The sequence below is a fragment of the Sphingomonas sp. TX0543 genome (assembly GCF_048565505.1).
Taxonomy (GTDB): Bacteria; Pseudomonadota; Alphaproteobacteria; order Sphingomonadales; family Sphingomonadaceae; genus Sphingomonas.
In genome coordinates this window covers 1-24,275 of the sequence record NZ_JBLZUS010000003.1, presented here as the reverse complement: position 1 = coordinate 24,275, position 24,275 = coordinate 1, and the positions used below count along the sequence as shown (strand labels likewise).

Here is a 24,275-nt window from a genome sequence, read left to right as displayed (position 1 = left end):
CTCAGGCTATGCCGCTACCTTGGACCGTGCCCGACGCTTACCCAGCAGTTCGCTGGCGCGCTCCCGCGGCCGCCCCTCTGCATCGACATACGCGTAGAGCGTCGATACCGACATGCCGAGCTGGACAGCGACGTCTCGCGCGGCGTTGTCGCGGTCCGCCATCATGGCCATTGCCGCCTTCAGCTTCTGCTTCGTCATGATCCGTGGCCGACCACCCGACCGCCCACGCGCCCTGGCAGCAGCGAGCCCCGCCATCGTGCGCTCATGGATCAGGTCGCGCTCGAATTCGGCAAGGGTCGCGAAGATGCCGAACACCAGTCGACCCGTGACGGTCGTCGTATCGATATCGCCAGTCAGCACCTTCAGTCCGACGCCGCGCTTCTGCAAATCGCCGACCAGCCCGACGACGTGGGGCAGTGACCGTCCGATCCGATCGAGCTTCCAGACGACGAGCGTGTCGCCGTCACGCATGATATCGATCGCCTTGTCGAGTCCGGCCCGCTCCGTCGCACGGCCCGAACACACGTCGTCGAAGATCCTGTCGCATCCGGCACGATCCAGCGCATCACGCTGCAGATCGAGATTCTGCTCGCCCGTCGATACCCGCATATACCCGATCAGCATCGACGTCCGTCTCCCTATCCCATCAATCTATCGGCGGATGGGTTTATCGGCCACAGGTTTCTGGACGGGTAGATGTGAGATTATGGGCCTTAAAGCGGCACGCTCATGATCGTCGGGGTGGCTCGTATCAAACCGGGGTTTGTTGGACCCAGGGAGCCAGCAGCGCTGCGCCTAAAAGCTGCTGCTCGTGACCAATCGGAAGATTGCTAGAACCGGTCAGGCGCGTGCTAAGATCACAGCATGACCGACGAAGAATTTCACGCGTACGTGCTCAAAAATCCGTTCAACGAGGAACTGCTTCGCCGTCTCCAAGTGATGGGGTTGCGCGACTGCTACTTAACTGCGGGATGCCTGTTTCAGACCGTCTGGAATCAGCTTTCGGGACGAGATCCGTCGTGGGGCATAAAAGACTACGACGTTTTCTATTTTGACGATCGAGACCTATCTTGGGATGCTGAGGATCAGGCGATTCGTCGCATCGCCGAGGCAACTGCTGATCTTCCAATCTCAGTCGAGATAAAAAAATCAAGCGCGCGTGCATCTCTGGTATAGGGAACGCTTCGGGGGCGATTATCCCTCGCTCAACTCTACCCGTGACGGAATTGACCGCTATCTCATTTCCTGCACTTGCGTCGGGATCGATGTACAGGGTGGCGACCTGTACCTGCCGAATGGCCTTGCTGACCTCGCTTCCGGTGAGCTGCGCATAAACCCCCTCAATCCAAGGCCCGATCTATTCCAGCAAAAGGCGGAAAGCTACAGGTCACGATGGCCGTGGCTAACTATCATGAACTGATTGCGCGGATGTCTGTAACGCCACAAATTTGCGGGTATTTTGAAATCGGACTGTCCGAAAACCAGCTACGTGTCCCCGTTCCGAGTGATGTCTGACGCCGTGATTAACCGGTGGCAGGCCTATGTAGGTTTTCTGTTCCGTTGCTACTCAAACCCCAAATAACGGATGGTCTCGATGTTCACCCCGGTCCGGCGCGACAGCTCGCCGATCGCGATACTTTGCTCGTCCCGCATGAAATCTCTTGCTCCTGTAGCCGCTACAGGAGGCATAGCGAATTTTTCTGCCGGAGACGACCCGATGACGCAAAGGACCATACCACACGAAACCCTGGGCGCTCCCGCGTCACCACGCCGCGCCGATGCGGGGTTATCCGCCCTCGGCGCGCTGGCGAGCTTCGGTGCGGTCCTAGCTGCGGCGTCCTGCTGCGTCCTGCCGCTCGCGCTTGCGGCGCTCGGCATGGGGGCGGGCCTGTCCAGCGCGTTCGCCGCGCTGATGCCGCTGCGCTGGCCGCTGACAGCGCTCTCGATTCTGGGGCTGGCTGCCGGGTGGTGGTCCTATGCGCGGCGTCGAAGAGCCTGCGCCGTGGATCGCTCCTGCACCTTACCGCTGCCTTCTCGCGCTACCCCGATCGTGCTCGCGATCGGCACGGCGCTGACGCTGGTCGTGCTGATATGGGGCCGCCTGGAAGCGCCACTGATGAAGGCGCTTTCCTGATGCAGCTCACCTCCACTCTGACCTGTCCTAAGTGCGGCGGGGTTGCGAGCGAGACGATGCCCACCAACGCCTGTCAGTTCTTCTATGATTGCCGGCATTGCGCGGCGGTGCTGCGGCCCCTGCCCGGCGACTGCTGCGTGTTCTGCTCGTTCGGCGATGTTCCATGTCCTCCGATTCAGGAGGCGAAGGCAAACGGGACCGTGGCGAGCTGCTGCGGGTGAGGCGATGGCGCTTCGGCGTCGTCGCGATCACGGTGCCGTGGATGCCGGCGATCACCTCAATGCGACCGCTATGACTTCTTGATCCAACGCGCCACTCCGCTGTCACCGCCAAGCATTGCAGCTTGGGCGGGCCGCATCGCACCTTCAATCCGGGATGAGCGCGTAGCCCCGAATCTGGAAATTCGCCAAGGTTGTGAGCGCTGAATCGTCGATAGCGACGCCCGGCGTCACCTCGCTCGGGGTGATATTATTTCCAACCATGGCCTGACTGCATACGCGGACCGAAACACCAGCTTTCTGAAGCGCCGCGATCAGCGCGGCATTCGGGTTTGTCGCTACCTTCATGCGCGCCGCATATGGGGCGTTCTGCAGGATGAGCGGGGTCGCGGGACCATGAATGATGACGGCGATGTCACCAGGAGCAGGGTGGACATTGTCCGCGCCAAGCAGGTTCACGAAGCGCGCGACCTTCTCAAGGCTGGGATTCACTCTGTCAGGAGAGCTTGCGGCCTTGGTGACATTGAACAGGACACGGTAGCGAAGCTTGGGATCAGGGCGCTCGGCAGCACGGGGCACGGCCACGATCCCGCCGTATCCGGGAATCACGGGATAAACCCGATTATCCTGTGCAGCTAGCGAGGCGCGGCCCGTTAGCATCGTTGCCGCAAGTAAAAATGCGGCAAAAGCTCTTTTCGACAACGTTGCTCTCCTGTTAAACGGCGACGCCGAAACTCCGCAGAAATGAGAACCTCCGCCTACGCAACGCTGAACTGGCCCATCATTCCATTATCCTCATGCTCAAGGATGTGGCAGTGATACATGAAGGGAGCGCTTTTTGCCGGCTGATCAAATCGGATGAGAAGCTCCACCGGCTCCTTGACGAGGACCGTATCGCGCGGCCCCTGGTCGACAACATCGGGCTTCCCGCCGCCACGGGTGAGAACATCAAAGTGGACGCCGTGAATATGGATCGGGTGGCGCATCATCTCGCCAGACACCTCCCATATTTCAGTGGAGCCTAGCTTCACCATCTCATCGATGCGATTCATGTCGAATGGCTTGCCATTGATCGTCAGGCCGCCACCGCCGCTTCCTGAGCCCATCATGCCGCCCATGCCCATGTTGAGGATCAGACGGCGACGGCGCACCGCCTTGCTGGCGTCGGGCCGAGTTCGTGATGCCAGAAGGGTCGGCACGACGCCGCTGGCACGAGCCTGTCCCGACGGCCGTGGTTCAAACCGCAGCACGGTCGCTGGTGCGGCGGCATCGGTCCTTCCGGCGCCACGCCCCATTCTGCCCATGCCGCCCATCATCGAGCTGTTAGTATCAGCCGCCGTGACCAGCGAGGCGGGTCTGCCGTCCGTGAAGTCCACGAGAAGCTCGGCGCGCTGGCCCGGCGCCAAAGTTATGGCCTCCAATGCTACTGCCCGTTCGAGCAGCCCGCCTTCGGTTCCGATCCAATGAAAGCTTCGTCGATCGGAAAACGACAGCTCATAAATCCGGGCGTTCGATGCGTTGACGAGCCGCAGGCGGACCAACCTATTTGGCACCGCCGCCAGCGGGTTCACTGCGCCGTTCACCAGGATCGTATCGCCGCGCCGGCCCTGCATGGCGACCATCATGCCGCCTGGCAGGACAAGGCGACCATTTTCAAACTGACGATCCTGGATGAGCAGCGGCAGATCGTCCACGCCATATTCTGACGGGAGGCCCAGGCCTTGCTCTTCATCGTCGGTTACCAGCAACGCCCCCGCCAGACCCGAATAGACTTGCTCTGCCGTCAACCCATGGACGTGTGAGTGATAGAGAAGGGTCGCTGCCGGCTGCCGGATCGGAAGCGTGGGTCGCCAAGTCGCGCCCGGCGCGATGATCTGATGGGGGCCGCCATCCAACTCGCCGGGGATCAAAAGCCCGTGCCAGTGCACAGTGGTGTCCGTGTCGAGCCCGTTGGTCACGGCAGCCGCCACGTCGTCGCCACGACGAACTCTGATCGTCGGCCCGAGATAGCTACCATTATACCCGAGTGTGTCGCTCGGACGCCCTGGATAAAATGAAGTCGTTCCGGACTGGACCTGTAGCGCGAATGAGCGACCAGGCTGCGCGTCCAACAGCGGCGGCATCGGGAGGAGGTTTGCACCACCACTGTCGCTCGCCGGCGTGGAGCGCGAGCAAGCGGCGGTGGCGAACAATGCCGCCCCGCCGGCCAACAGCGAACGTCGATCGAGCATCTAAATCGGGCCCAGCATGCAGCGCAGCTCGGAAGCGACACCAGCAGCCTTGTCGGTCAGCATTGGTTGCTCGCGCTCCAGCACCTCAAAGCTTCGCACGGCCACTTTCCTCGAAGGATGCCGCGATAGTCTGGCGAAATCGTAGCGCACGGGAACCTCCTAAGCTGGCGCTTGATTGAACGCCTATCCATCATATATGGCGCATATAGGATGTATGGAGTGACCGTGCCACCCTTTCTCGTTGAAATGTCTCCGGAGCTTTTGGGGGAAAGGGCCGGCGAAGCTGAGGCGTTCCTCCGTTCGCTGGCGAGCCGGCACCGCCTGATGATTCTGTGCAGCCTGCTCGGCGGGGAGCTGTCCGTCACCGAACTCGGCGAACGCCTCGGGCTGACCCAGTCCAATTTGTCCCGACATCTGGGCATGCTGCGCGATGAGGGCCTGGTCGGGACGCGGCGCGAAAGAACGACGATATTCTACCGCATCACGTCCGAGCGCGTGCTGCCGATCCTGACGGAACTCTACGCACTCTTTTGCGCCGGTGACGAAGCTGAGAGCAGAGAATCCTGACGATGGAGGGTTTCACCCCATTCTCGGCCATCGTGGGCGGCGCGCTAATCGGCCTCTCGGCTTCCTTCCTGTGGATCGCCAATGGGCGCATCGCTGGAATCAGCGGCATCGTCGGCGGGGTGCTTGCGCCTGTCCGCGGCGAGATGGCCTGGCGCGCAACATTCCTGGTCGGCCTGCTCGCCGCGCCCTTGCTCTACCGGGCGGCGGGCGGCCTGCTACCGGACCTCACGTCGCCGGCCCCAGTCGCCGTCGTGATCGCAGCCGGCCTTCTGGTGGGATTTGGGACTCGGCTCGGGAGTGGTTGCACCAGCGGGCATGGCGTCTGCGGAATAGCGAGGCTCTCGCCCCGCTCGCTCGCCGCGACAGGCGTCTTCCTCATCACAGCGGCCGCGACTGTGTACGTCGCCCGACACGTCATCGGACTCTGAGCAATGAGGAAGCTGCTCATCGCGCTCGCCTCGGGGCTCATTTTCGGCTTCGGCCTGATCGTCTCCGCCATGATAGCCCCCAGCAAGGTTCTGGCGTTTCTTGATGTCGCCGCGCCGTCGTGGGACCCGAGCCTTGCCTTGGTGCTGGCCTCGGCCGTCATGGTTTCAGCGTTGGGATTTGCACTCGGCCGAAGGCGCGATGCTCCGCTTTTCGCACCGGCGTTCAATGGGCCATCGTCCCGGTCCCTGGACAAGAAGCTTCTCTCGGGCGCGGCTTTGTTCGGCGTCGGATGGGGCCTCGTCGGCTACTGCCCTGGTCCGGCCCTGGTCGCCCTGAGCCTCGGAGCGCCGGCGGCGCTGGTGTTCGTCGTGGCGATGCTGGCGGGCATGGGCGTCTTCGCCCTTCAGGAACGTTATCGCGCAGCCAGGCCCGGGGCAAACCCATGACGCCGGTCGACATCCTCACGCTCATATCCGGTGTCGTCGTCGGCTTTACCCTCGGGGTGATCGGCGGCGGCGGCTCGATCCTTGCCCTGCCGTTGCTGCTGTATGTCGTGGGCATGAAGGACCCGCACGTCGCGATCGGCACGAGCGCGCTGGCGGTGGCCGCCAATGCCTTCGCCAACCTGATCCAGCACGCCCGGGCCGGAACCGTGAAGTGGCCCTGCGCCCTCGTCTTCGGGGCATCGGGCGTCATAGGCGCCCTGATCGGCTCCACCCTGGGCAAGATGGTGGCGGGTCAGCATCTCCTGGTGCTGTTCGCAGGCGTGATGATCGTGGTGGGGGTTTCCATGCTGCGCGGCAAATCCGGCGGCGGCGACCCGGGCGTGCGGATCACGCGCCCCATCGCTGTGCGGCTCGTGGCGATCGGCCTTCTCGCCGGCCTCCTGTCAGGGTTCTTCGGCATCGGCGGCGGCTTCCTGATTGTGCCCGGCATCATGCTCGGCAGCGGCATGCCCATCCTCAACGCGGTCGGATCGTCGCTGTTTTCGGTGGGAACGTTCGGATCGGCGACAGCCCTCAACTATGCCCTGTCAGGACTCGTGGATTGGCGCGTGGCCGGCTTCTTCATCGCTGGCGGGGTCGCTGGCGGCGTCGCCGGCATGCAAACCGCCATCCGGCTCGCCGATCATAAGGGCTTGCTCACCCGCATCTTCGCTTTCGTCCTGCTGGCTGTGGCCGCCTACATGCTGTTCCGCAGCGTGGGCGGGATCGGCGGCTAGGCACCATTGGAGACCGATCATGATCTTTCGTCAGTTGTTTGAATCCGAGTCCTCGACCTACACCTATCTCCTCGGTTGCCCGGAGACGCGTAAAGCCGTCCTGATCGATCCTGTCCTCGAAAGGATCGAACGCGACCTTGCCGCGCTTCAGGAACTGGAACTCGAACTGGCCTATACGTTGGAGACGCATGTGCATGCGGACCATGTCACATCGGCCTGCTATCTGCGTAGCCTGACCGGCTCCAAGATCGCGTACCCCGCCATGGACGGCCTTCCCTGTGCCGACGTCGGCGTCGCCGAGGACCAGCCTCTGACTGTCGGCGCGCTCAAGCTTCAGCCCTTGTTTACGCCGGGGCACACCGATGCCCACCATACCTACCTGGTTGATCAGCCCGATGGCCTTCGCGCCTTCACCGGCGACGCGCTGCTGATCGACGGCTGTGGCCGCACCGATTTCCAGAACGGTGACGCCGCCACGCTCTATCACTCGGTCACGCAGAAGATTTTCACTCTGCCGGGCGACGGTCTGATCTTCCCGGCTCACGACTATAATCATCGCCACATCACGACAGTGGCGCAGGAGCGCGAGCGCAACCCGCGCCTTGCCGGCAAGACCGTTCAGGAATTTGTCGCGATCATGGATGCTCTCGATCTTCCCTACCCGAAGAAGATCGACGTTGCCGTTCCGGCGAACAAGCTTTGCGGTGATTGCCCGACAGACCTGCCGGAACGGCTACGCCAGATAGGCGGTAAATCCCAACAGGGCTGAAAGCCTGGAAAAACGATCAGTTGACAGGAGAAGAGTGATGACGCGTACCTCAAAAGAGCTGGTTTCCGAAGCCAATGCCCTCGTCGAAACTATCGCGCCTGAGGATGCCGCCAGGCTCGTCGGCAATCCCGAGGTCCAGTTCGTTGACATCCGCGAGCCGGGGGAAGTCGCGAAATCGGGGCTGGTGGCTGGTGCGGTAAACGTCCCACGTGGCCTTCTGGAATTCCAGGTCGATCCGGAGAGCCCCACCCACATTGCCAAGCTCGCTGCCGCATCGCGCTTGGTGCTCTATTGTGGGTCCGGCGCCCGCTCAGCACTTGCCGCGAAATCACTCAAGGAGATGGGCGTGGAGAATGTCGTCCACGTGCCCGGCGGGTTTGCGGCGCTCAAGGATGCTGGTGCTTCAATCGCACCGGAATAGCCCGATGGCGCGCTCGAGCACCAATCCTCGCAGGCAGGAGACGATCTCTGAAGCTATATCATCCGTGGCGAGAGCATCTAGGTGCTCCGATCGGGCAGGTTCGTCTCCTGCACTGTCCTCTCCCGCCTCAACCACTTAAAATCGGGATGCTGTGCTAGTAGCGCGACGCTCGACTGGGGCATGAGGCCTTTGGCCCACAATGGTCCGTACCTATCCAATTTTCGCCATCAGCCGACCAGCCGCTCCCTGCTCTGCTGCCAAATTTCGGTTGTAGGCGAGCGGCATACGCGGCGACTTCCACCGCAGCGCATCCATAATGCCCGCGAGATCCTCCCCGCTTGCGAACAGGTCCTGATTGAGCCCGATCCGTGTCGAGTGCGCGCTGATCCCCTTGAGCAGCCGGGTTACATCCTCGGCTGTCAGATCGGGCAGCGCGCCACGGTCGAATGCGCGCTGGATGATCGACCGGAACATCGGCCCGATCGAACCCGGATGCAGCGCCACGGTGCCAATGTCGTACTCGACGCGCGCCTTCACCGCCGGTTTGGAGAGCATCTTGCGCAGATCCCAGGTCTCCCGGCCCGAGATGCTGTCGATGCGGCGCCCCTTCACGGCGGCACGGGCCTTGTAACGCCGCACCTGCACCCGCCGGAACAGCGGCCCCGCGGTGATCTCGGCTACCTCGGTCCACGCCACGATCGCCGCGACGGTGCGAGGGCTTAGGTAGGCGGTCGCCCCCTCCCCGTCCTGATCACCTTTGCTGCGCAGGATCTGCAGCAGCCGTGCCTCGGGGTCGATCGCCTCGATGATGTGCTCGAGATCAACCGCAACCAACTCGGACGCGCGCAATCCGGTGTCGTAGGCGGCCGACAGCAGCGCCCGATCGCGCAGGCCCGGCAGATCGTCGCCGCAGCTCTCGAGCAGCGCGCGGATATTGAGCCCCCGCGCCTTGTCGCGCTCGACGTCGCGCACCGGGCCCTTGAACCGCAGCGGCCGCGCCTGCTTCTGCGCCGTCCCCTTCTCGCGGCGCACGGCCTGCAGCCGCAGCTTGACCAGCGGGGCCGAAGTTGGGTCCTTGAGATCGAGCAGCTGGTGGATCTTGGCGATCGACGCCTTGTAGCGGGATAGCGAGGCCGGCCGGCTCCCCTTCCCCGCCCGCGCATCGAGATAATCGGCCACGGTCTCGGCCGTCGCCGGCAGCGCGATCCGGTTGGTGCGCCGACACCAGGCGTCGAACGCCTCCACGTCAGATTTGAGCGCGCGGATGCTGTGGGGCGACGAGGCGGCCTGATAGGCGGCGATCAGCGCCTCGTTGACGGTGATGCGCTCGCCGGCGCGCATCTGCACGATCGTCCAAACAAGGTCGGCCGAAGCCCCGACGACCGGCAGGGTCGCCTCAGGCGCCGCCACAACGGTTTTCTGCCCTTCCTGGGCGGTTTCGGTGGCCATGACGCGCCTCGCTCCTCGGCGGCGCTTGTACCGCACGTGTCACTTAAAGAATACGGGCGGACGAGAAAACGGCCGAGTTGCGTGGATCATGTACAAGAATACCTCCGGACGTTCGACCTGACAGCGCGATTCTGCTACAAAACGACCGGACCCGGCAACACGAGTCCCTGGCGAAAATCGGGGATAGGTCATGGCCGAAACAGGCACTGCCCTCACGACGGTTGATCATACAGAATGGCGCAAAGCTTGTGAGCGCGAGCCTATCATTCGTGCGCTTACGGCAGAGCCCCGGCTCGGACGCAAAGCGATTGCTGAGGCCGGCCTGAAGCTGAGCCTCAACCGGTCCCGAATTTACGAACTGCTCGCGAGATACCGGGAAAACCCAGTGACCAGTTCGTTGGTCGACCAGCACGATGGATTTCCCAAAGGGCGCTCTCGCCTCCCCTTGCGAGGTGGAACGCCTGATCGATGCCAAAATAGAGCAATTTTATCTCAGCCGTCCAAAGCCCACCATCGCACAACTGGTCCGTCAAATTCGCTTTTCGTGCCTGGAGCAGAATCTGCGACCTCCAGCACGGCAAACTGTTGTCCTGCGGGTCAACGCCGTGGAACGGACACGCCTGACAGGCGCCCGTGATGGGACCAAAGCCGCAGCAGACCGCTTCCGACCCGTCGTCAGCTCATACGAGGCGCAGTACCCTCTTCAGGTCGTACAGATGGACCACACGCTGGTCGATATCATCATCGTCGATGAGTATCTCAGGAGACCGGTCGGGCGGCCAACGCTGACCCTGCAGATCGACGTAGCGACGCGGGTGATACCCGGCTTCTACATTTCACTGGAACGACCTTCCGCGATTTCGGTCGGCATGGCGATCCGTCATGCAGTACTGCCCAAGAATGATTGGCTGGCCGATCGAGAGCTCACCTTCGCATGGCCTGTCTTCGGCCTGCCAGACATCCTCCATCTCGACAATGCCTCGGAATTTCACTCACGCGCGCTGACTCGGGGCTGCCAGCAATTTGGGATCGAGCTTCACTACCGTCCACCGCGCACTCCGCACTTTGGCGGGCACATCGAGCGCATGATCGGCACCGCCATCGGCGAAGTTCACCTTCTTCCGGGTACTACGTTCTCCAACATCCAGGACAAGGGAGACTACGACGCTGAGGGCAAAGCCTGCATGACCCTCAAGGAATTCGAGCGATGGTTCGCCCTCCAGGTGGGAATCTATCATCGCACCATTCACAGCTCACTTGGCGTCCCCCCGATGACAGCGTGGCAGGACGATCAAGGTAAGCGTGTTGCAGCCCTGCGCCTGCCGGCCGATGAAGAACGTTTTCTGCTCGACTTCCTCCCGTTCGAGATGCGCCGGGTCCGGCGCGAGGGCATCAAACTCTTCCACGTTTTCTACTGGCATGGCGCTTTGGCCACGCTGGTCGCGAACAGCGTTCATAAATTCCCGATCAAATACAATCCGCTCAACCTCTCGGCCGTCTATCTCGAACTGCCCGGCGGCGAGCATGTCACAGTTCCTCTTCGCGATAAGCGGCGTCCTGCAATTACCAAGTTCGAGCACGACCAAGCCCTGAGAGCGCTTCGAGAGCGCGGGCGAACCGCCGTCGATGAGCAGATGCTTTTCGAGATGGTGAGCACGCAGCGCAGGATTGTGCTTAGGGCCGTAGAGAAGACGCGCGGAGCTCGACGATCAACCCAACGCATCGTCGATGCGCTCATCCGCGGCGAACCGCCTGCGGCCTTTGTCCAGCACCAAGAGGCCAACGCGCAGCTGACACCGCCAAATCTCGACGGGCCGGTTGTACCACTCGCGATCGAGGAGCAGTCATGAACGTGCTCTACAGCCATATCTTCCCGGCTTATCGCGAGTATGCCGAATTGACCGATGAGGCCCGGATCGACTGGCTACGCCGCGACCGCTGGATATCGTTGCCACAGGCTGAGGCCGCGCTCCGCCACCTTGAAGACCTGGTAATCTATCCGCCGCGAGGGCGAATGCCCTGCCTGTTACTGTTTGGCGCCACCGGGATGGGCAAGACCGAAATTGTCAGCCGCTTCTCGAAACTTCACGCTCCTCAGTTCGATATCAGGACCGGGCTCAGCAAGATGCCGGTGTTGCTCGCGCAGATACCGCCAGAGCCGAGTGAGGAGCAATTTTACACCGAGGTGCTGACCGCGCTAAATTGCGTCGACCTTAGCCGACTGTCCGTGCGATCGATGCGAGCGGAAGCCAGGCAACTGCTTGCCGAAGTCGAAACCAAGGTGCTCGTCCTGGATGAAATCGACAAGATGCTCGCCGGCACTCCTCGCCAGCAGCGGGTGTTCCTCAATACTATCCGCTTTTTGACCAACGATCTGAAAATTCCAATTGTTTGCGCAGGGACCGAGGACGCGCGGATGGCGGTCCTGATGGATCCGAACCTTGCCGACCGGTTTGGGGCGTTCGAATTGATGCCATGGCGCAACGATCATGCCCTGCGCCAGCTGCTTGCGAGCTTCTCGGGCCTGCTGCCCCTGAGACGCCCATCGATGCTCGACACCGTCGAAGCGCGGCAACGCGTGCTGGCCCTCACCCAGGGTGTGACGGGCCGAATATTCCGGCTCATCGAGGCAGCCGCTGTCACGGCTATCCGCGATGGCCGCGAGATGCTTGATGCCGCAAGCTTCGAGGCCAACGACGTGACGCTTCCTCTCGTCTCCATGTTTACGTCGGCAGGCAAGCGAAGGACAATCGGCCGGGCGACCGTATGAGTTTCGTGGAGCCATTCGCGGATGAACTTCTCAGTTCATGGCTGGCGCGCGTGCGCGATCAGCGGGCTCCGGGTGAGCCTTTGCTGCGCGCCTATCGAAATCGCGCAGGCCATTGGCGGCATCCCGATGTAAACCCAAAAAAATCGATGATCGCTGAGCTTGCCGCAAGCGAGGGCTTCACGGAAAACAGTGTCGCCGAACTCGGTCTTTGCTATCGGTATCCGAGGATCACCCCGGATTTTGTAGCCTGGCACCACGTTCCATCCGATGATCCTAGCCGAGATTTCGCGCCCGCTCTTACCCTCCGGTTGAGCTGGTGCAGTCGTTGCCTTGCCGAGGACTATGCCGCTGGCCGCCCCGCCTATATCCGTGCGGACTGGGCCATGGCTGCGTGGGGCTTCTGTTTCCGGCACCACTGGCCACTCGTCGATCGATGCGTGTCTTGCGGGAGTAGTCATTGGGCGATTAAGCGGTCATCGCAGGGGCCGCCAAGATTGTGCTGTATTCGCTGCCGTCGGGGCCTCGAACGGGCGCACCCCAGGGCGCTCGAGCTTGAGCCAGCAGCGCAGCCCATCTGGATCAATATCGTAGCCTTTGAAGCCGCGCTGAGGGGTGCGCTTAGGGGAAAGGTCCCAGATCAATTTCGCTTCAACGACACTTCAGCCGGTCAGCTGCTCGAAGAATCCGCCAGAATCTGTCTACTGTTCGCAAGGGCCCACAGGCGCTGGAGACTGCGTGATAGACTCCTACATCGGTTTGCGGCGCCTGTGCTCACGCTCGATAACGTTTGCCCCAACGAGCCTTCCTGTGAAATGCCGCTCGCGCTTGCCAGCCCCTCAATGCGTCGTTGCCTTATCGCAATCTGCGCCGCGATGCTCGATGCAGACTGTGACCCAACGGTGCGAAACGAGGACGAGCCGGTTGTCGACGTATGGGCGCGGATGGTCGATAGCATCGCACTCCAACAGTTCATCCAAGATCGTCAGGCGTGCTCGCCGACGTTGAAAAGAACAGTGGAAGCAGCGTGCCATCGGAACGAAAAAGTCGAGCGGATGTCCGCGTTACGGAGCGCCTCGACGGCCTACAAAACTCTCTTCCGTGACGCGGCCGGAAATGCGTTCTCTTCGCGCCATTAAGTACCCGCGAGCCTACGGATGGCAGGCGCATTTGGCCTCTAGCTGGCCGCACGCTTTTTAGCGGCAAGTGTCCATTAACTTAGGAGGTTGGCGGCGCGCACCTGAATGCGGCGCTTCTGCTGGATTTCATCAATTCCATTCCGTCCCGCGATTGGGCAACATGCGCCCATTCCCGCCGCTCAATGCTCCTAGGGTAGCGCCTGAAAGCAGACGTTACGCAGCTTGGCGCCTCAACCCGTTCCTCCGGAGGCATCCGGCGCGGTGCCGGGGGCGGTATCCTGAGCCTTTCCGGTCGGCGCCCCATCCTGCGCTGCACTCATCGCCGTCAGATAGTCGACGATAGCCGGAATGTCCTTGTCCGCCACGGGAGCCTTGTAGACATCCTTCATCTTGGTGACCGTTGCCTTCCACTGGTCCGCTGAAAGCACTGGCTGGGTCATCGCCATGCTGGCGGAATGGCAAGACGTGCAATTCGCATTGATGACATCGGCATGAGGGCCATCGGGATATTGCTGCTCATCGATAGGAAGATCGACCGTATCCGAGGTCATGGTAAAGCCGTTCACGGAAATGCTGCTGGGTGTAGGCCCTGTGGATTGGGGTTCGGGCAGCGGGGTGTAGCTGCCGGGAGGGCCCACCATCATGAGGGTGAAGACGGTCACGCCGAGCAGTCCGACGGCCAGCATGCCTGGGGTTGGCGCTTTCATGCCAAAGCTCCTTATGCCGTCACGATGGTAGTGGTTTCGATATTGCCGCGCATGAAACCGCCAGGGTTCCAGATCGGCGCCATCGGCTGTGCGACGCCTGCCGTATTCCAGCAGCGCGACATAAGCGACGTCTTTCCGGGGCCGGGCAAGGGAACCTGGGCGTCCCACCGCCGGAAACTGTACTTCCCGTGGTCCGGTCCGAGCTTGGTTGCAAACCAGTGGCGACCGCCGTCGGTGGACACATCGACCCGTGCCACGCCGCAGTCGCCGCCCATGGCAATACCGCCGAGCGGGATCGAGGCCTCGTGTGCGATCCGCTGACCTTCGCCCAGACTGGTAACCCACGAACGCGGGATCATGCGGTTGATCGGAACGGTTGGGAAGTCCTTGGCGCCGGGCTTTACATTGGCGCCCGGCGTCGCCGGGATCTTGTAGGCCTTGGCCATCCAGTATTCGTCATCAGGCCCGGGCAAGACCTCGATGTCGTTCAGCATCTTGACCCAGTAAGTCGAGTACCAGCCCGGCACGATCAGCCGGATCGGGAAGCCGTTGAGGAGCGGCAGCTGCGTGCCGTTCATGCCGAAGGCGATCATCACTTCGCCGTCGCGGGCATGATCGATGTCGAGCGCCTTCTCGAAGTCCGGGGCACCGGCGACCACAGGTTGATCGAGCGCCCCGAACCGGACCTGGACCGCCCCCGCCTTCACCCCGGCCAGATCGAGCACATCGCGCAGGCGCACGCCGAGCCACTTCGCATTGCCCATCGCCCCGTTGCCCCACTGCGCGCCGGGGACGCGGGGCTGGAACAGCCCGCGCGAATTGCCCGAGCACTGGTTCACCGCGGCCATCTCCACCCGCGGCAGGCGCATCAGCTGTTCGAGGCTGATTGCGATCGGCTTGTTGACGTGCCCGCGGATAGTGAGCCGGAAGGCATCGACGTCGATCGAGGTCGGGATGTCCGCCCAATGCCAGCGCACGAAGAACTGGTCATTGGGGGTGAACACATCTCGGTCGAAGACATCCATCGGTGTTTCCAGCAACGGCGGATGGACGCGCTGGAGGATCATGCTTCCTTTGCCGGGAAATGCGCTCGTCATTGGGCGCTGCGCATTGCCGCCGGGGAGATGCAGGTCGGTCAGACCCTGCGTGATGCCTTGCGCCAGAGCGGGTGCGGCAGCGATGGCTGCACCGCCGAGCGCGGCATTCTGCAGGAAACGGCGGCGGCTTGTTTCGGCCGCGAGCTCAGCATCCAGTCTGTCCATGGTCGTATCCTCTCGGGCAAAATGGTGGCGGGTGCTGCTGTGAGAAGCAAGCGATCAGAACGCCGTTACTGATCGCAATGCCCGATCAGTTTGTAGCGGCGATACAGGGTGATACGAACAGATTGCCGCGCCATCCGCCGATCAGGGTCTTGGCGGCCACCACGATCCACATCAGCGCGAGCGCCAGGGTCAGGGCGGTGCCGACGATACCGAAGAAGGCAAGGTTCAGGGTCGTGCCAAGGCGAAAGGTTGCCACGGTGAAGACGCCTAGCGGGAAGGTATAGCCCCACCAGCCAAGGTTGAACGGGATACCTGCCCGCCAGTAGCGCCAGGTGATGAGCGAGGCGAGCGCCAGCCACCAGAGGCCAAAGCCCCACAGCAACAGACCGGCGATTGTGCCGATGCCTTGGGCGACAGTGCCGACATCGGCCAGCCCATGCCCAGCCATGATCGCGGGGGCGTCGCCGCCCAGAACCAGCATGCCCAGCGCGCCGGTACCGATCGGGCCAAGCGCCAGCCAGCTCGATGCGGCCATGCCCTCATGCGGCAGCTTGTGGAGCGCCATGCGCAGGATCAACAGTGCAAGAATGCTGAAGGCGACCGGGACCGAATAGGCCCACAGGATGTAGGACGTGACGAGCATCCCAAACTGTGCGCTGCCCTGCGCCAGATGCGGCGCCAACAGTCCTCCGCTGGCAGCCGTCACTTCGGCCGCCACGACCGGCAGCAGCCACACCGCCGTCATCCCATCGAGTGAATGCTGGTGGCGCGTGAACATGAAGTACGGGATCAGCACACCGCAGCTCACCGCCATGGCGGCGTCGATCCACCACAAGACCGTGGCGACCGGCACGATGCCCTCGCCGAAGCGCGCGATACCGAATGCGAGACAGCCGTTGATGATCGTGGCGAGGCCCATGGGGATCGTGCCGATGAACATCGATACGGTATTGTGCCCGAAGATGCGCCGCGCTTCGTGGCCGAACAGGATCCAGCGCGCGGTATAGAGCGCGGTAAAAAGGGTGAAGAGCCCGATGTTAAAGAACCACATCACTTCTCCCACCGGCTTGAGCGAAGCGCCGATGCCCGGCATCTGCGGGAGGGCCAGCGCAAGGATGCCCGTGCCCATGGTTGCGGCAAACCAGTTGGGCGTGAACTGGCGGATCATCTCGCGCGGGTGATCGAGCCGGCTGAGCGGGCGCATCCCTTCGAGGATGGGCTTGATATCCGTGGTCATCATCCAAACTCCTTGACCAGTTCGGTCAGCGCGTCGGCTGCCCGAGTGCGATACCGTTCCTTGTGGCGTAACGCCTCAAATGGACGGGCTGGCATCGCGAGCGGCAATTCATGAAGGTGCCCCGCAGCAAGCGCGCGGCGCACCACCAGTTCGGAAAGGACCGCGACACCGGCGCCGGCCTCGACAGCGGACCGTACGGCTTCGTTGGACGGCAGCGTCATGGCGATGTTCAGGTCTGCCGGATCGATACCGCGATCACGCAGGACATCCTCGAAACTCGACCGTGTGCCGGACCCGTGCTCCCGCACGATCCAGTTGGCGCCGCGCACCCAGTCCTCATCGATGGTATCGACAGCCTGCCCCGAGATCAGCAGCATCCGGTCCTCGCCGACTTTCCAGTGGGCGAGTGCGGGCTGGTCGATCGAACCTTCGACAAAGCCCAGTTCCGCGCGGCCATCCAGTACCTGTGCCGCCGCACCCTCGCTGTTGTCGATTGCGAGTTCGACGCGGATCGCGGGGTGGCGGCTGTGAAACTGAGCCAAGCGCGAGGGCAGCCAGTAGCTGGCGATGGTCTGGCTGGCGACAAGGCGCAGGGTTCCGCGCTTCAGGCCGCCGTACTCGGCCAGGGTAAGCTCCGCCGTCGCGGCGCGGCCAAGAACGGCGCGTGCCTCATCGAGGAACATGCGACCCGCCTCGGTCAGTTCGATGCCGCGGCCCACGCGGTTGAAGAGCGGCACGTCATGCCTGGCCTCCAGCGTAGCGATCGCCGCGCTGGCAGCGGACTGGGTCACGCCCAGTGCCTCGGCGGCCCGCGTCATATGTTCGCGTTCGGCAACGCCCACGAAGATGCGTAATTGTTCAAGGGTCATGGTGATCTCCTGTCACCATTGATACCGCAGCCCGATCAATCACTCCAACGCATTGATTATATCATTCCAATCTCGTTCTAAGATCATTTGACGAGTGCGTTCCTGGCGGCGAGCAGCGCGCTTTCGATCCGTTGGCTGACATCAGGACTGGTGCAGACATTGGCCGGACTAGGGTGGGGCATGGTGATGACCGACACATCGGGCCGTGCCTCTTCGATAAGTGCTTCCGCCCCCGCCGCCACCCGGCCCGCCAAGATGCAGACCCGCACGCCCGGCAGTTTCGCAAGCAGGTCGGGAAGCGTTGCGAGACCTTCGGCAATCTCCGTTCGGCGCAGCGCGCGATTGCGGGCACCGGGGGCGTGGACGATCCAGGGCACGCAATTCCACTGAACGATGTCCATTCGCGCGATGCCCGCCGCTTCCAGATAACGGCGAAGGTTACGAGCAGTGCCAGATGGGTTGTCCCGCGACACGAAGCGAGTGCGATCAGGCCCGGGGCCCGGCGTCTCAAGAAGCAGGAGAAGGCGCGCATCTATGCCGCCATCGAACGGGTCGAAATGCGGCACCGTGTGTCCTGCGCCAACGAGCCCCTCACGCCATATCTCCAGCGGCGCAATGTGCGGCGCACCAAGTGCCGCTCTGCGTTCGGCGATCAACGCGGGATCATCCAGCCAGGCCATTGATCGTCAAATCCTATCGAAACTACAAAAATCATCGGTTGGATCGATGGCGAGTGTTGCGCCATGTGTTCGACAGGCAACGCCTGCGTTGGCGTACCTGCTCCTCGGCAGCTCGCATTTTTTCCGTTGCATGCTGCGAGGATGACACCTGCGACCGCTGTAGGCGTTATCGCCGGAACGCCATGACGAAAGGGCTTCACTTGAAACTGCTATGGGGATTGGCCGGCCTTTGCGCGGCGACAGCATCGGCGGCCGCACTGGCGGCATCGTCCGATGGCTTTGCAAGCCAGATGGCAGCCTCCATGGAGCGGATGCACCATGCGATGATGATTGCGCCATCGGGCGACCCGGACCGCGACTTCGCGGCGATGATGATCCCCCATCACCAGGGCGCGATCGAGATGGCGGAAGCGGAGCTCAGATACGGAAAAGACGAACGCCTGCGCCGCCTGGCTCAGGGCATCATCGTCGAGCAGCGGCAGGAGATCGCCGTCATGCAGGACATTCTCGCGAAAAAGACAGGCCCCGCTGCCAGCGCGCACCATCACATGGGAGACGACAAATGAAGAAGACGCTGAGCATCGTGTCGTACACCTTGCCGATAGCGGCTGCCCTTGTCGCACTCCCGGCAAATGCGCAGCAGGTTCCCAATGCCCAGCCTGATCGGGCTATCAGCGCTCAGGACCGTTTCTACACCTCGGACCAGTTTTCCAACACGGTATCGGTCATCGATCCGTCGACGAACACGCTGCTGGGTGTCATCAAGCTCGGCGATCCTACGCCTGCAAATCTCAGCCCGCTCTATCGCGGCCAGCTTCTGGTGCATGGCATGGGCTTCTCGCCTGATCGCCGTACACTGGCGGTCGTGTCGATCGGGTCCAACTCGGTCAGCTTCATCGATACCGCGACCAATGCCGTGAAGCACACCGCCTACGTCGGGCGTTCCCCGCATGAAGCCTTCTTCCGGCCCGATGGCCGAGAAGTCTGGGTGAGCGTGCGCGGCGAGGATTATATCGCTGTGCTCGACGGGACCACCTTCAAGGAGACGGGCCGTATTGCTGTACCCAATGGGCCGGGCATGACGATCTTCTCGCCCGATGGGAAATACGGCTACGTCTGTTCCAGCTTCTCGCCGGAAACCGTCGTGATCGACACGAGGTCGAAGCGCATCGTTGGCCGCGTGAAGCAGGACAGCCCGTTCTGCCCGGACATCGCCGCCACGCCTGACGGCAAGCAGGTATGGCTGACGCTCAAGGACGTCGGCAAGGTCATGGTCTTCGACGCCAAGCCGCCTTTCGCCGTGATGAAGACGATCGACACCGGGCCGATCACGAACCATGTCAACATCGCCAGGACTCCCAAAGGCCAGTTCGCCTATGTCACGGTCGGCACGCAGAATATCGTCAAGGTGTTCCGCACCGACACTTTCGACCAGATCGCCTCGGTGCCGGTCGGCGCGCTGCCGCATGGGCTCTGGCCCTCAGGCGATGGCAGCCGGATCTATGTCGGGCTGGAAAATGACGATGCAGTCGCCGTCATAGATACGGCCACGAACAAGGTCATTGCCACGATCCCGATCGGACAGGGCCCGCAAGGCGTCGCCTATGTGCCCGGCGCCGTGCCTTCGGGGCAAGGCCTCGACAACCTCGTGCCGCTCGCCAAGGCGCAGGGGAAAGCGCAGGTCGTCCTGGAAGGTCAGGGACAGAGCCAGGTGTCGCTGTTCGATCAGGGGCAGGTCCAGATCCTGCAGGCTGCCGTCGCCGGACTGGCGCCCAAGCAGACCTTTACGCTGGGTCTGGCGGCACGTCAGGATGGCACCGGTACAATCGAGCCGCTGGCCAAGTTCATGACCAATCCGGCAGGCGCGGCGATCGTCAATGCGGTTGGCCCGATCCGGCAGATCGTCAAGGATGCCGCGCCTGCAGAGCGCCGCTTCCTCGTAATCCGTTCCGGCGCGCCGGATGAGGCTGGCGCGGTGGTCCAGCGGCAGAAGCCGTGACGCTTGAAGCGATCCTTAGCCAGTACGGCCTTGCGGCTCTGTTCCTTGGTGCGGGCATCGAAGGCGAGACGGTAGTCGTGCTGGGCGGCGTGATGGTCCACCGTGGCCTGATCGCGTACCCCGCCGCCATAGCAGCGGCGGCGCTCGGTTCCTTCGTCGCGGATCAGATCTTCTTTGCCCTCGGCCGCCGGTTCCGCAATCATCGCTACGTTCAGCGCGTCCAGCAGAAAGCCGCGTTCCGCCGCGCCATCGATGTGTTCGAGCGGCGGCCGGTGCTGTTCGTGTTCGGGTTCCGCTTTCTGTATGGCCTGCGCACCGTCAGCCCGATCGCGATCGGCACGACTGCGCTTCCTGCCTCCCGCTTCATGGCCATCAACGCTCTGGCGGCCATGGTTTGGGCGACGGTCTTCGTGACCTTGGGTTACCTTTTCGGTCAGGGCATCGAGGCCGCTTTTGGCCGCGTCCGCGATGTGGGCCATGTTCTGCTGCCCGTACTCGCGGTGCTGCTCCTCGTCGGCCTCGCCGCACACTTCCGGCACCGCAGGCGCGAGGTCACAGCAAAGGACTGACGAGGCGAGCTAGATTTTCGCAGAAGCGGGAAACACGCGGGCGATCACGCCATTCCTCCAGCAAAAGTCAGTCGCTTCGGCGGATGTATCCCCGTTGGACATCCGCGAGAGGTCCGGTGGACGCTTCATCATGCAAGATCAGGCTGATCTCGGCATTCAGCATGAAGGAGCGAACATCGGCATTGCTGGATCCGATGACGGCCATGCGGCCATCGATCGATACGTTCTTCGCGTGCAGCAACCTGTCGCGGTAGAGGTGGAGGCGTACGCCCGCCTCGAGCAGTTCGCTATAATAGGATCGCTGGGCAAGGTTCACGAGCCGCTGGTCCACGACACGCGAAACGACGAGGTCGATCGCGACGCCGCGTGCGACCGCGTTCTTGAGCGCGGTCAGCAGGGCTTCGTCTGGGATCAGATAGGGCGAGACAATGGTGATATTCTCTTGCGCCTCGTGAACGAGTTCGACGAGCAATCGCTCATAGCCGGGCACGCGGTAGTCTGGCCCACTGGGCATCGCCTGCAATTCTGAGGCGCCTGAGGCATCGGGCACGGGCAAGGCCGCGATGGTCTGTTCGGTCTCAAGGAACAAGTCGCTGGCAAAGACCGCATCGAGCGCGCAGACAACCGGGCCTTCAACCCGCGCTACGAGTTCGTCATTTACGATCCCGGGCTTGAAATCGCGGTTCACAATATTCTGCGACCCTACGAAAGCGACCCTGCCATCGATCAGGCACAGCTTGCGGTGATTGCGCAGATCGCTTCGCGCACGGCGAAGCGCCGCGAAGCGAACCGGCAGGACCAGGCGGGCAGTGACGCCTCGGTCCGCCAGCATCGGTAGGCTGCGTTTTGCCCAAGGGCGCGAGCCCAGCGCATCGATCAGGACGCGGACATCGACGCCGCGTGCATGTGCGCGGCCAAGGGCATCTGCGACTTTCTGTCCCGTCCGGTCGTCTGCGAAGATGTAGGTCAGCAGATGCACCCGAACATGGGCTGCATCTATCGCCGTCACCATAGCGTCGATCGTGCCGTCATAGTCCTCAAGCAGATGGAGGGCGTTGCCCCCACAGTTTGGAAAACCGCCCAGCCATTGTGCAAGCACAGCTGTCCGGGAAGGCGCGCTTTTGCTGCTCATCAGCGCCTGCCCGGCACTCTCCCGCTCCGGCGCCGCCCGCCTGAAGCGGTCCCGCCGCCAGGATGGGAACGCGGCCCGGCCGATCAGGCGGTACAGGATGAAGGCGGGCACCGGCAAGAACAGCACGAGAAGCAGCCAACTGCGCGCCGCTTCGGGCGGACGCCGCACCGGAATGACCACCACCATGATGAGCCGGATCGCCCATTCGAGCAGCAGATAAGCGAGCGTCAGGTTCGGGATGGAGATCATCGCGCGATGCTACCTGTCTCTGCTGCGTCGTGTCGATGCGCCCGTCAGATCACGCCCCCTTCAACCTTAGCGAACCATCAGGAGCGGGATGTCCGCCTTGGCGAGCAGGTGCCGGGTGGTTCCGCCTGCGAACCATTCGATCAGCTGGTTATGCCGATAGGCTCCCGTCACAAGCATATCCGCTCCCGCCAGATGGGCCTCAGTCAGGAGTTGCTGACCAAGGTTTTCGTGCGAGCGCGGCACGACGTGGAGCTGGTGCGCAATCCCTGCATCGTCGAGCAGCGCTTCCAGCTTGAGCGCCGGATCACCTGCATCGCCGATCCGAATAGCGGTGACGTCAGTGGCGCCTTCCAACCAGGGCGTGGCCGCCTCGATGGCGCGCCTTGCCGCATCGGAGTCGCTCAAGCCGGCAGCCACACGCGAAAAGCTCTGACCGGGCTGGGGCTTCCAGGAAACCGGGACGATCAGCACCGGTTTCTGGCTATCGAACAGCGCGGCATGCAGGGCGTCCCCGCCGTCCATGTTTCGCTCGTGGGCGATCACGACCAGCAGGTCGGCATTGTTCGCCTCCTGCGTCACCACGACTTGCTCATCCCCAACGATGGTTCGCCAGGCAACGGGTGGCGCGTCCTGGGCGGCTCCTGCGGTCCATGCCACGAAAGCCGTGTGGCAGGCGGCCGATCGCTCGCTGGCCGTGCCTTCCCAATGTTCGCGCAGACGCTGCATATCGACCTCTTCGCTGGCGGCAACGAGCAGGCCGGGATCGACCACGACATTCAGCGCTTCGATTGTACAGTCCCCCACGCTCTGCGCTGCGAGAACGGCTGCATTGAGGCATGTCGCAGTGCTGTCGGCTCCGACGATGACGGAAAGGATCTTTATGCTTTGCTCTCCTGATGCGGCCTTGCCGGGGCTTCGATCGACCAATGTTCGAGCTGTTTGTAGATGACCACCTTCGTCGACAGCAGGGCGGCATGCCGCTGGCAGAACAGTTCAAGATCGGCGCGGTGGCCGATCAGTTCGACGCACATGGTCAGATAGGGATTGCTCGTTTCCGCGCCCTGATCGAGCACCGGCCCGTGGTTGCTGAAGCCGTAATGGGTATGATGGGCTACGGCGTTCATCAGACCGGCAGCCTTGGCCTGGACGACAAGCTCACGATAGAGCGGGCGTGCTGACCACAGCTTCCATGCCTTGCGCGGCTCTGCCGTATCACGCGGCGCCATGTAGATACGCAGCATGCCGATCTCGCTGGACGTGAGAATAGCCGTGTCAGTCATTTTTACGAAGATCCTGCTTTGTGATCTGAGGGCGCGCGGCGCGAACGCTCCGCAGCGTAATGCCGGGGCTGATGGAAATGCGCGGATGCTTGGGGACGGCAATCTGCTGAGACAGGTAGATGCCGCTGTGGCCTGAGCACAGATAGGCGACGAAACAGGCTACGGCGATGTAGACGGCATGGGTAGCACCGAACAGTTCGATGCCCATGATGGTGCAGGCCAAAGGCGTGTTCGCTGCCCCGGCAAAGACAGCAACGAACCCGAGACCGGCAAAAAGATCGACAGGAGCGCCGAATAGGGTGCCAAGGGCGTGGCCGAGCGCCGCGCCGATGAAGAACAGCGGCGTTACCTCGCCTCCCTTGAAGCCGGTGCCCAGCGTCACGACCGTGAACAGCAGCTTGAGCGCCCAACTCCAGTAGTCAGGCCCCGGCGCGAAAAAGCCGGCGATGGTGGGTGTCGAGGCGTCGGGCGCCCAGACGCCGAGGCCAAGATAGTCGCGCGTACCGAGCAGATAGACCAGAGCGATCACCGCCAGGCCGCCCAGGAAGGGACGCAGCGGCCCGAAGCGGACGTGGCGCTTCACGAAGTCGCCGAAGCCGTGCGACAGTTCGGAGAACAGCAGGCCGACCAGTCCAAACGCCACACCGGCAACGCCCGCCTCGAGCAGAAGCACCGGGTCGACGGCAATCGGTCCGACCGCGCGCTGGAGATAGTCGATATGGTACAATCCGTGGTGGATTCCCCACTGGTGACAGGTCCAGTCGCCGACAATCGCAGCTATCAGTACCGGCACCAGCGCCCGATATTCCACACGGCCGACTGCCAGCACTTCGAGAGCGAAAACGGCGCCTGCCAGCGGTGTGCCGAAAACGGCCCCGAAACCTGCGGCAATACCCGCCATCAGGATGATGCGGGTACTCTCGGCATCAAGCCGAAACATCGTGG

Annotated in this window: 30 protein-coding genes and 2 pseudogenes; 17 read left to right on the top strand and 15 right to left on the bottom strand. The window is 62.7% G+C overall.

The window, feature by feature from the left end:
* Nucleotides 1-6 precede the first annotated feature (6 nt).
* Nucleotides 7-624 (bottom strand): recombinase family protein, encoded by a 618-nt coding sequence (locus ACM61V_RS17780; RefSeq protein ID WP_419714297.1) that lies wholly within the window; start codon nt 622-624, stop codon nt 7-9.
* 240 nt (nt 625-864) lie between these two features.
* On the opposite strand from ACM61V_RS17780, the gene ACM61V_RS17775 reads away from it, so the two are divergent.
* The 4 genes from ACM61V_RS17775 to ACM61V_RS17760 all read left to right on the top strand — a co-directional run bounded on the left by ACM61V_RS17775 (nt 865) and on the right by ACM61V_RS17760 (nt 2,355).
* Complete coding sequence (locus ACM61V_RS17775) at nt 865-1,176, top strand: nucleotidyltransferase family protein (protein ID WP_419714296.1); 312 nt, start codon at nt 865-867, stop codon at nt 1,174-1,176.
* Nucleotides 1,160-1,420, top strand: coding sequence for a nucleotidyltransferase family protein (locus tag ACM61V_RS17770; RefSeq protein ID WP_419714295.1), 261 nt, complete (start codon nt 1,160-1,162; stop codon nt 1,418-1,420). Before ACM61V_RS17775 ends, ACM61V_RS17770 begins: the two co-directional genes overlap by 17 nt.
* Before the next feature lie 297 nt (nt 1,421-1,717).
* Nucleotides 1,718-2,134 carry a hypothetical protein gene (locus ACM61V_RS17765; protein WP_419714294.1) on the top strand — a complete coding sequence of 139 codons (417 nt, stop codon included), beginning with the start codon at nt 1,718-1,720 and terminating at the stop codon, nt 2,132-2,134.
* Complete coding sequence (locus ACM61V_RS17760) at nt 2,134-2,355, top strand: GDCCVxC domain-containing (seleno)protein (RefSeq protein WP_419714293.1); 222 nt, start codon at nt 2,134-2,136, stop codon at nt 2,353-2,355. Before ACM61V_RS17765 ends, ACM61V_RS17760 begins: the two co-directional genes overlap by 1 nt.
* A gap of 144 nt (nt 2,356-2,499) precedes the next feature.
* Here the strand turns inward: ACM61V_RS17760 and ACM61V_RS17755 are convergent, their stop codons facing one another.
* The 4 genes and pseudogenes from ACM61V_RS17755 to ACM61V_RS17740 all read right to left on the bottom strand — a co-directional run bounded on the left by ACM61V_RS17755 (nt 2,500) and on the right by ACM61V_RS17740 (nt 4,733).
* Nucleotides 2,500-2,937, bottom strand: a complete 438-nt coding sequence (locus tag ACM61V_RS17755) for a DsrE family protein (protein WP_419714292.1) — start codon at nt 2,935-2,937, stop codon at nt 2,500-2,502.
* 173 nt (nt 2,938-3,110) lie between these two features.
* Nucleotides 3,111-4,046: a multicopper oxidase family protein gene (locus ACM61V_RS17750; RefSeq protein WP_419714570.1), complete on the bottom strand. Its 936-nt coding sequence runs from the start codon at nt 4,044-4,046 to the stop codon at nt 3,111-3,113.
* 45 nt (nt 4,047-4,091) lie between these two features.
* Nucleotides 4,092-4,475, bottom strand: a pseudogene (locus tag ACM61V_RS17745) (multicopper oxidase domain-containing protein); the annotation flags it as partial.
* A 108-nt stretch (nt 4,476-4,583) separates the two neighbouring features.
* On the bottom strand, nt 4,584-4,733 hold the full coding sequence (locus tag ACM61V_RS17740) for a hypothetical protein (protein WP_419714291.1): 150 nt from the start codon (nt 4,731-4,733) through the stop codon (nt 4,584-4,586).
* 69 nt (nt 4,734-4,802) lie between these two features.
* On the opposite strand from ACM61V_RS17740, the gene ACM61V_RS17735 reads away from it, so the two are divergent.
* The 6 genes from ACM61V_RS17735 to ACM61V_RS17710 are packed head-to-tail and all read left to right on the top strand — an operon-like array spanning nt 4,803 to nt 7,991.
* Nucleotides 4,803-5,150: a metalloregulator ArsR/SmtB family transcription factor gene (locus ACM61V_RS17735; RefSeq protein ID WP_419714290.1), complete on the top strand. Its 348-nt coding sequence runs from the start codon at nt 4,803-4,805 to the stop codon at nt 5,148-5,150.
* A gap of 2 nt (nt 5,151-5,152) precedes the next feature.
* Nucleotides 5,153-5,578 (top strand): YeeE/YedE family protein, encoded by a 426-nt coding sequence (locus ACM61V_RS17730; protein WP_004213265.1) that lies wholly within the window; start codon nt 5,153-5,155, stop codon nt 5,576-5,578.
* Between the two features lie 3 nt (nt 5,579-5,581).
* A complete protein-coding gene (locus tag ACM61V_RS17725) occupies nt 5,582-6,025 on the top strand; it encodes a DUF6691 family protein (RefSeq protein ID WP_004213266.1) in 444 nt (147 codons plus the stop codon).
* Nucleotides 6,022-6,801: a sulfite exporter TauE/SafE family protein gene (locus ACM61V_RS17720; protein ID WP_419714289.1), complete on the top strand. Its 780-nt coding sequence runs from the start codon at nt 6,022-6,024 to the stop codon at nt 6,799-6,801. The genes ACM61V_RS17725 and ACM61V_RS17720 overlap by 4 nt, the downstream gene beginning before the upstream one ends.
* 19 nt (nt 6,802-6,820) lie before the next feature.
* Entirely contained in the window at nt 6,821-7,570 is a 750-nt protein-coding gene (locus ACM61V_RS17715) for an MBL fold metallo-hydrolase (protein WP_419714288.1), read from the top strand.
* 37 nt (nt 7,571-7,607) lie between these two features.
* Nucleotides 7,608-7,991, top strand: coding sequence for a rhodanese-like domain-containing protein (locus ACM61V_RS17710; RefSeq protein WP_419714287.1), 384 nt, complete (start codon nt 7,608-7,610; stop codon nt 7,989-7,991).
* Between the two features lie 210 nt (nt 7,992-8,201).
* Here ACM61V_RS17710 and ACM61V_RS17705 read toward each other — a convergent pair whose 3' ends face one another.
* Nucleotides 8,202-9,440 (bottom strand): integrase, encoded by a 1,239-nt coding sequence (locus tag ACM61V_RS17705; protein ID WP_419714286.1) that lies wholly within the window; start codon nt 9,438-9,440, stop codon nt 8,202-8,204.
* A 413-nt stretch (nt 9,441-9,853) separates the two neighbouring features.
* Here ACM61V_RS17705 and ACM61V_RS17700 point away from each other — a divergent pair, with 413 nt between their 5' ends.
* The 4 genes and pseudogenes from ACM61V_RS17700 to ACM61V_RS17685 all read left to right on the top strand — a co-directional run bounded on the left by ACM61V_RS17700 (nt 9,854) and on the right by ACM61V_RS17685 (nt 13,346).
* Nucleotides 9,854-11,290: a transposase gene (locus tag ACM61V_RS17700; RefSeq protein WP_419714285.1), complete on the top strand. Its 1,437-nt coding sequence runs from the start codon at nt 9,854-9,856 to the stop codon at nt 11,288-11,290.
* On the top strand, nt 11,287-12,210 hold the full coding sequence (locus ACM61V_RS17695; RefSeq protein WP_036526781.1) for a TniB family NTP-binding protein: 924 nt from the start codon (nt 11,287-11,289) through the stop codon (nt 12,208-12,210). The genes ACM61V_RS17700 and ACM61V_RS17695 overlap by 4 nt, the downstream gene beginning before the upstream one ends.
* Nucleotides 12,207-12,623, top strand: a pseudogene (locus ACM61V_RS17690) (TniQ family protein); the annotation flags it as partial. The gene ACM61V_RS17695 and the pseudogene ACM61V_RS17690, both read left to right, overlap by 4 nt.
* A gap of 399 nt (nt 12,624-13,022) precedes the next feature.
* Nucleotides 13,023-13,346, top strand: coding sequence for a hypothetical protein (locus ACM61V_RS17685; RefSeq protein WP_008828479.1), 324 nt, complete (start codon nt 13,023-13,025; stop codon nt 13,344-13,346).
* 230 nt (nt 13,347-13,576) lie between these two features.
* Here ACM61V_RS17685 and ACM61V_RS17680 read toward each other — a convergent pair whose 3' ends face one another.
* From ACM61V_RS17680 to ACM61V_RS17660, 5 genes are all read right to left on the bottom strand, one after another.
* Nucleotides 13,577-14,053 (bottom strand): hypothetical protein, encoded by a 477-nt coding sequence (locus ACM61V_RS17680; protein WP_008830650.1) that lies wholly within the window; start codon nt 14,051-14,053, stop codon nt 13,577-13,579.
* Between the two features lie 11 nt (nt 14,054-14,064).
* Nucleotides 14,065-15,315 (bottom strand): molybdopterin-dependent oxidoreductase, encoded by a 1,251-nt coding sequence (locus ACM61V_RS17675; RefSeq protein ID WP_008830651.1) that lies wholly within the window; start codon nt 15,313-15,315, stop codon nt 14,065-14,067.
* Between the two features lie 85 nt (nt 15,316-15,400).
* Nucleotides 15,401-16,552, bottom strand: coding sequence for a TDT family transporter (locus ACM61V_RS17670; protein WP_100239874.1), 1,152 nt, complete (start codon nt 16,550-16,552; stop codon nt 15,401-15,403).
* Entirely contained in the window at nt 16,552-17,421 is an 870-nt protein-coding gene (locus tag ACM61V_RS17665) for a LysR family transcriptional regulator (protein ID WP_048939395.1), read from the bottom strand. The genes ACM61V_RS17670 and ACM61V_RS17665 overlap by 1 nt, the downstream gene beginning before the upstream one ends.
* Before the next feature lie 83 nt (nt 17,422-17,504).
* Entirely contained in the window at nt 17,505-18,101 is a 597-nt protein-coding gene (locus ACM61V_RS17660) for a uracil-DNA glycosylase (protein WP_419714284.1), read from the bottom strand.
* On the opposite strand from ACM61V_RS17660, the gene ACM61V_RS17655 reads away from it, so the two are divergent.
* From ACM61V_RS17655 to ACM61V_RS17645, 3 genes are read left to right on the top strand one after another with little or no spacing between them, the layout of a single operon-like run.
* Nucleotides 18,101-18,667: a DUF305 domain-containing protein gene (locus ACM61V_RS17655; RefSeq protein WP_242443602.1), complete on the top strand. Its 567-nt coding sequence runs from the start codon at nt 18,101-18,103 to the stop codon at nt 18,665-18,667. The two genes, ACM61V_RS17660 and ACM61V_RS17655, sit on opposite strands and share 1 nt — an antisense overlap.
* Nucleotides 18,664-20,100, top strand: coding sequence for a YncE family protein (locus tag ACM61V_RS17650; protein ID WP_048939397.1), 1,437 nt, complete (start codon nt 18,664-18,666; stop codon nt 20,098-20,100). Before ACM61V_RS17655 ends, ACM61V_RS17650 begins: the two co-directional genes overlap by 4 nt.
* Nucleotides 20,097-20,669 carry a DedA family protein gene (locus ACM61V_RS17645; protein ID WP_124810932.1) on the top strand — a complete coding sequence of 191 codons (573 nt, stop codon included), beginning with the start codon at nt 20,097-20,099 and terminating at the stop codon, nt 20,667-20,669. Before ACM61V_RS17650 ends, ACM61V_RS17645 begins: the two co-directional genes overlap by 4 nt.
* Before the next feature lie 67 nt (nt 20,670-20,736).
* Here ACM61V_RS17645 and ACM61V_RS17640 read toward each other — a convergent pair whose 3' ends face one another.
* From ACM61V_RS17640 to ACM61V_RS17625, 4 genes are all read right to left on the bottom strand, one after another.
* Nucleotides 20,737-22,050 (bottom strand): phospholipase D-like domain-containing protein, encoded by a 1,314-nt coding sequence (locus ACM61V_RS17640; protein ID WP_037509278.1) that lies wholly within the window; start codon nt 22,048-22,050, stop codon nt 20,737-20,739.
* A gap of 66 nt (nt 22,051-22,116) precedes the next feature.
* Nucleotides 22,117-22,854 carry a universal stress protein gene (locus tag ACM61V_RS17635; RefSeq protein ID WP_008830659.1) on the bottom strand — a complete coding sequence of 246 codons (738 nt, stop codon included), beginning with the start codon at nt 22,852-22,854 and terminating at the stop codon, nt 22,117-22,119.
* 74 nt (nt 22,855-22,928) lie between these two features.
* Nucleotides 22,929-23,330, bottom strand: a complete 402-nt coding sequence (locus ACM61V_RS17630) for a DUF190 domain-containing protein (protein WP_008830660.1) — start codon at nt 23,328-23,330, stop codon at nt 22,929-22,931.
* On the bottom strand, nt 23,323-24,275 hold a 953-nt coding region (locus tag ACM61V_RS17625; RefSeq protein WP_419714283.1), incomplete at its 5' end, for a chloride channel protein. The genes ACM61V_RS17625 and ACM61V_RS17630, both read right to left, overlap by 8 nt.

Bases quoted from the DNA above. Each gene is read 5' to 3' on its own strand.
- ACM61V_RS17780 (WP_419714297.1), bottom strand. From the start codon at position 624: ATGCTGATCGGGTATATGCGGGTATCGACGGGCGAGCAGAATCTCGAT.
- ACM61V_RS17775 (WP_419714296.1), top strand. From the start codon at position 865: ATGACCGACGAAGAATTTCACGCGTACGTGCTCAAAAATCCGTTCAAC.
- ACM61V_RS17765 (WP_419714294.1), top strand. From the start codon at position 1,718: ATGACGCAAAGGACCATACCACACGAAACCCTGGGCGCTCCCGCGTCA.
- ACM61V_RS17760 (WP_419714293.1), top strand. From the start codon at position 2,134: ATGCAGCTCACCTCCACTCTGACCTGTCCTAAGTGCGGCGGGGTTGCG.
- ACM61V_RS17730 (WP_004213265.1), top strand. From the start codon at position 5,153: ATGGAGGGTTTCACCCCATTCTCGGCCATCGTGGGCGGCGCGCTAATC.
- ACM61V_RS17725 (WP_004213266.1), top strand. From the start codon at position 5,582: ATGAGGAAGCTGCTCATCGCGCTCGCCTCGGGGCTCATTTTCGGCTTC.
- ACM61V_RS17720 (WP_419714289.1), top strand. From the start codon at position 6,022: ATGACGCCGGTCGACATCCTCACGCTCATATCCGGTGTCGTCGTCGGC.
- ACM61V_RS17715 (WP_419714288.1), top strand. From the start codon at position 6,821: ATGATCTTTCGTCAGTTGTTTGAATCCGAGTCCTCGACCTACACCTAT.
- ACM61V_RS17710 (WP_419714287.1), top strand. From the start codon at position 7,608: ATGACGCGTACCTCAAAAGAGCTGGTTTCCGAAGCCAATGCCCTCGTC.
- ACM61V_RS17705 (WP_419714286.1), bottom strand. From the start codon at position 9,440: ATGGCCACCGAAACCGCCCAGGAAGGGCAGAAAACCGTTGTGGCGGCG.
- ACM61V_RS17700 (WP_419714285.1), top strand. From the start codon at position 9,854: ATGGATTTCCCAAAGGGCGCTCTCGCCTCCCCTTGCGAGGTGGAACGC.
- ACM61V_RS17695 (WP_036526781.1), top strand. From the start codon at position 11,287: ATGAACGTGCTCTACAGCCATATCTTCCCGGCTTATCGCGAGTATGCC.
- ACM61V_RS17685 (WP_008828479.1), top strand. From the start codon at position 13,023: ATGCCGCTCGCGCTTGCCAGCCCCTCAATGCGTCGTTGCCTTATCGCA.
- ACM61V_RS17680 (WP_008830650.1), bottom strand. From the start codon at position 14,053: ATGAAAGCGCCAACCCCAGGCATGCTGGCCGTCGGACTGCTCGGCGTG.
- ACM61V_RS17675 (WP_008830651.1), bottom strand. From the start codon at position 15,315: ATGGACAGACTGGATGCTGAGCTCGCGGCCGAAACAAGCCGCCGCCGT.
- ACM61V_RS17670 (WP_100239874.1), bottom strand. From the start codon at position 16,552: ATGACCACGGATATCAAGCCCATCCTCGAAGGGATGCGCCCGCTCAGC.
- ACM61V_RS17665 (WP_048939395.1), bottom strand. From the start codon at position 17,421: ATGACCCTTGAACAATTACGCATCTTCGTGGGCGTTGCCGAACGCGAA.
- ACM61V_RS17660 (WP_419714284.1), bottom strand. From the start codon at position 18,101: ATGGCCTGGCTGGATGATCCCGCGTTGATCGCCGAACGCAGAGCGGCA.
- ACM61V_RS17650 (WP_048939397.1), top strand. From the start codon at position 18,664: ATGAAGAAGACGCTGAGCATCGTGTCGTACACCTTGCCGATAGCGGCT.
- ACM61V_RS17640 (WP_037509278.1), bottom strand. From the start codon at position 22,050: ATGATCTCCATCCCGAACCTGACGCTCGCTTATCTGCTGCTCGAATGG.
- ACM61V_RS17630 (WP_008830660.1), bottom strand. From the start codon at position 23,330: ATGACTGACACGGCTATTCTCACGTCCAGCGAGATCGGCATGCTGCGT.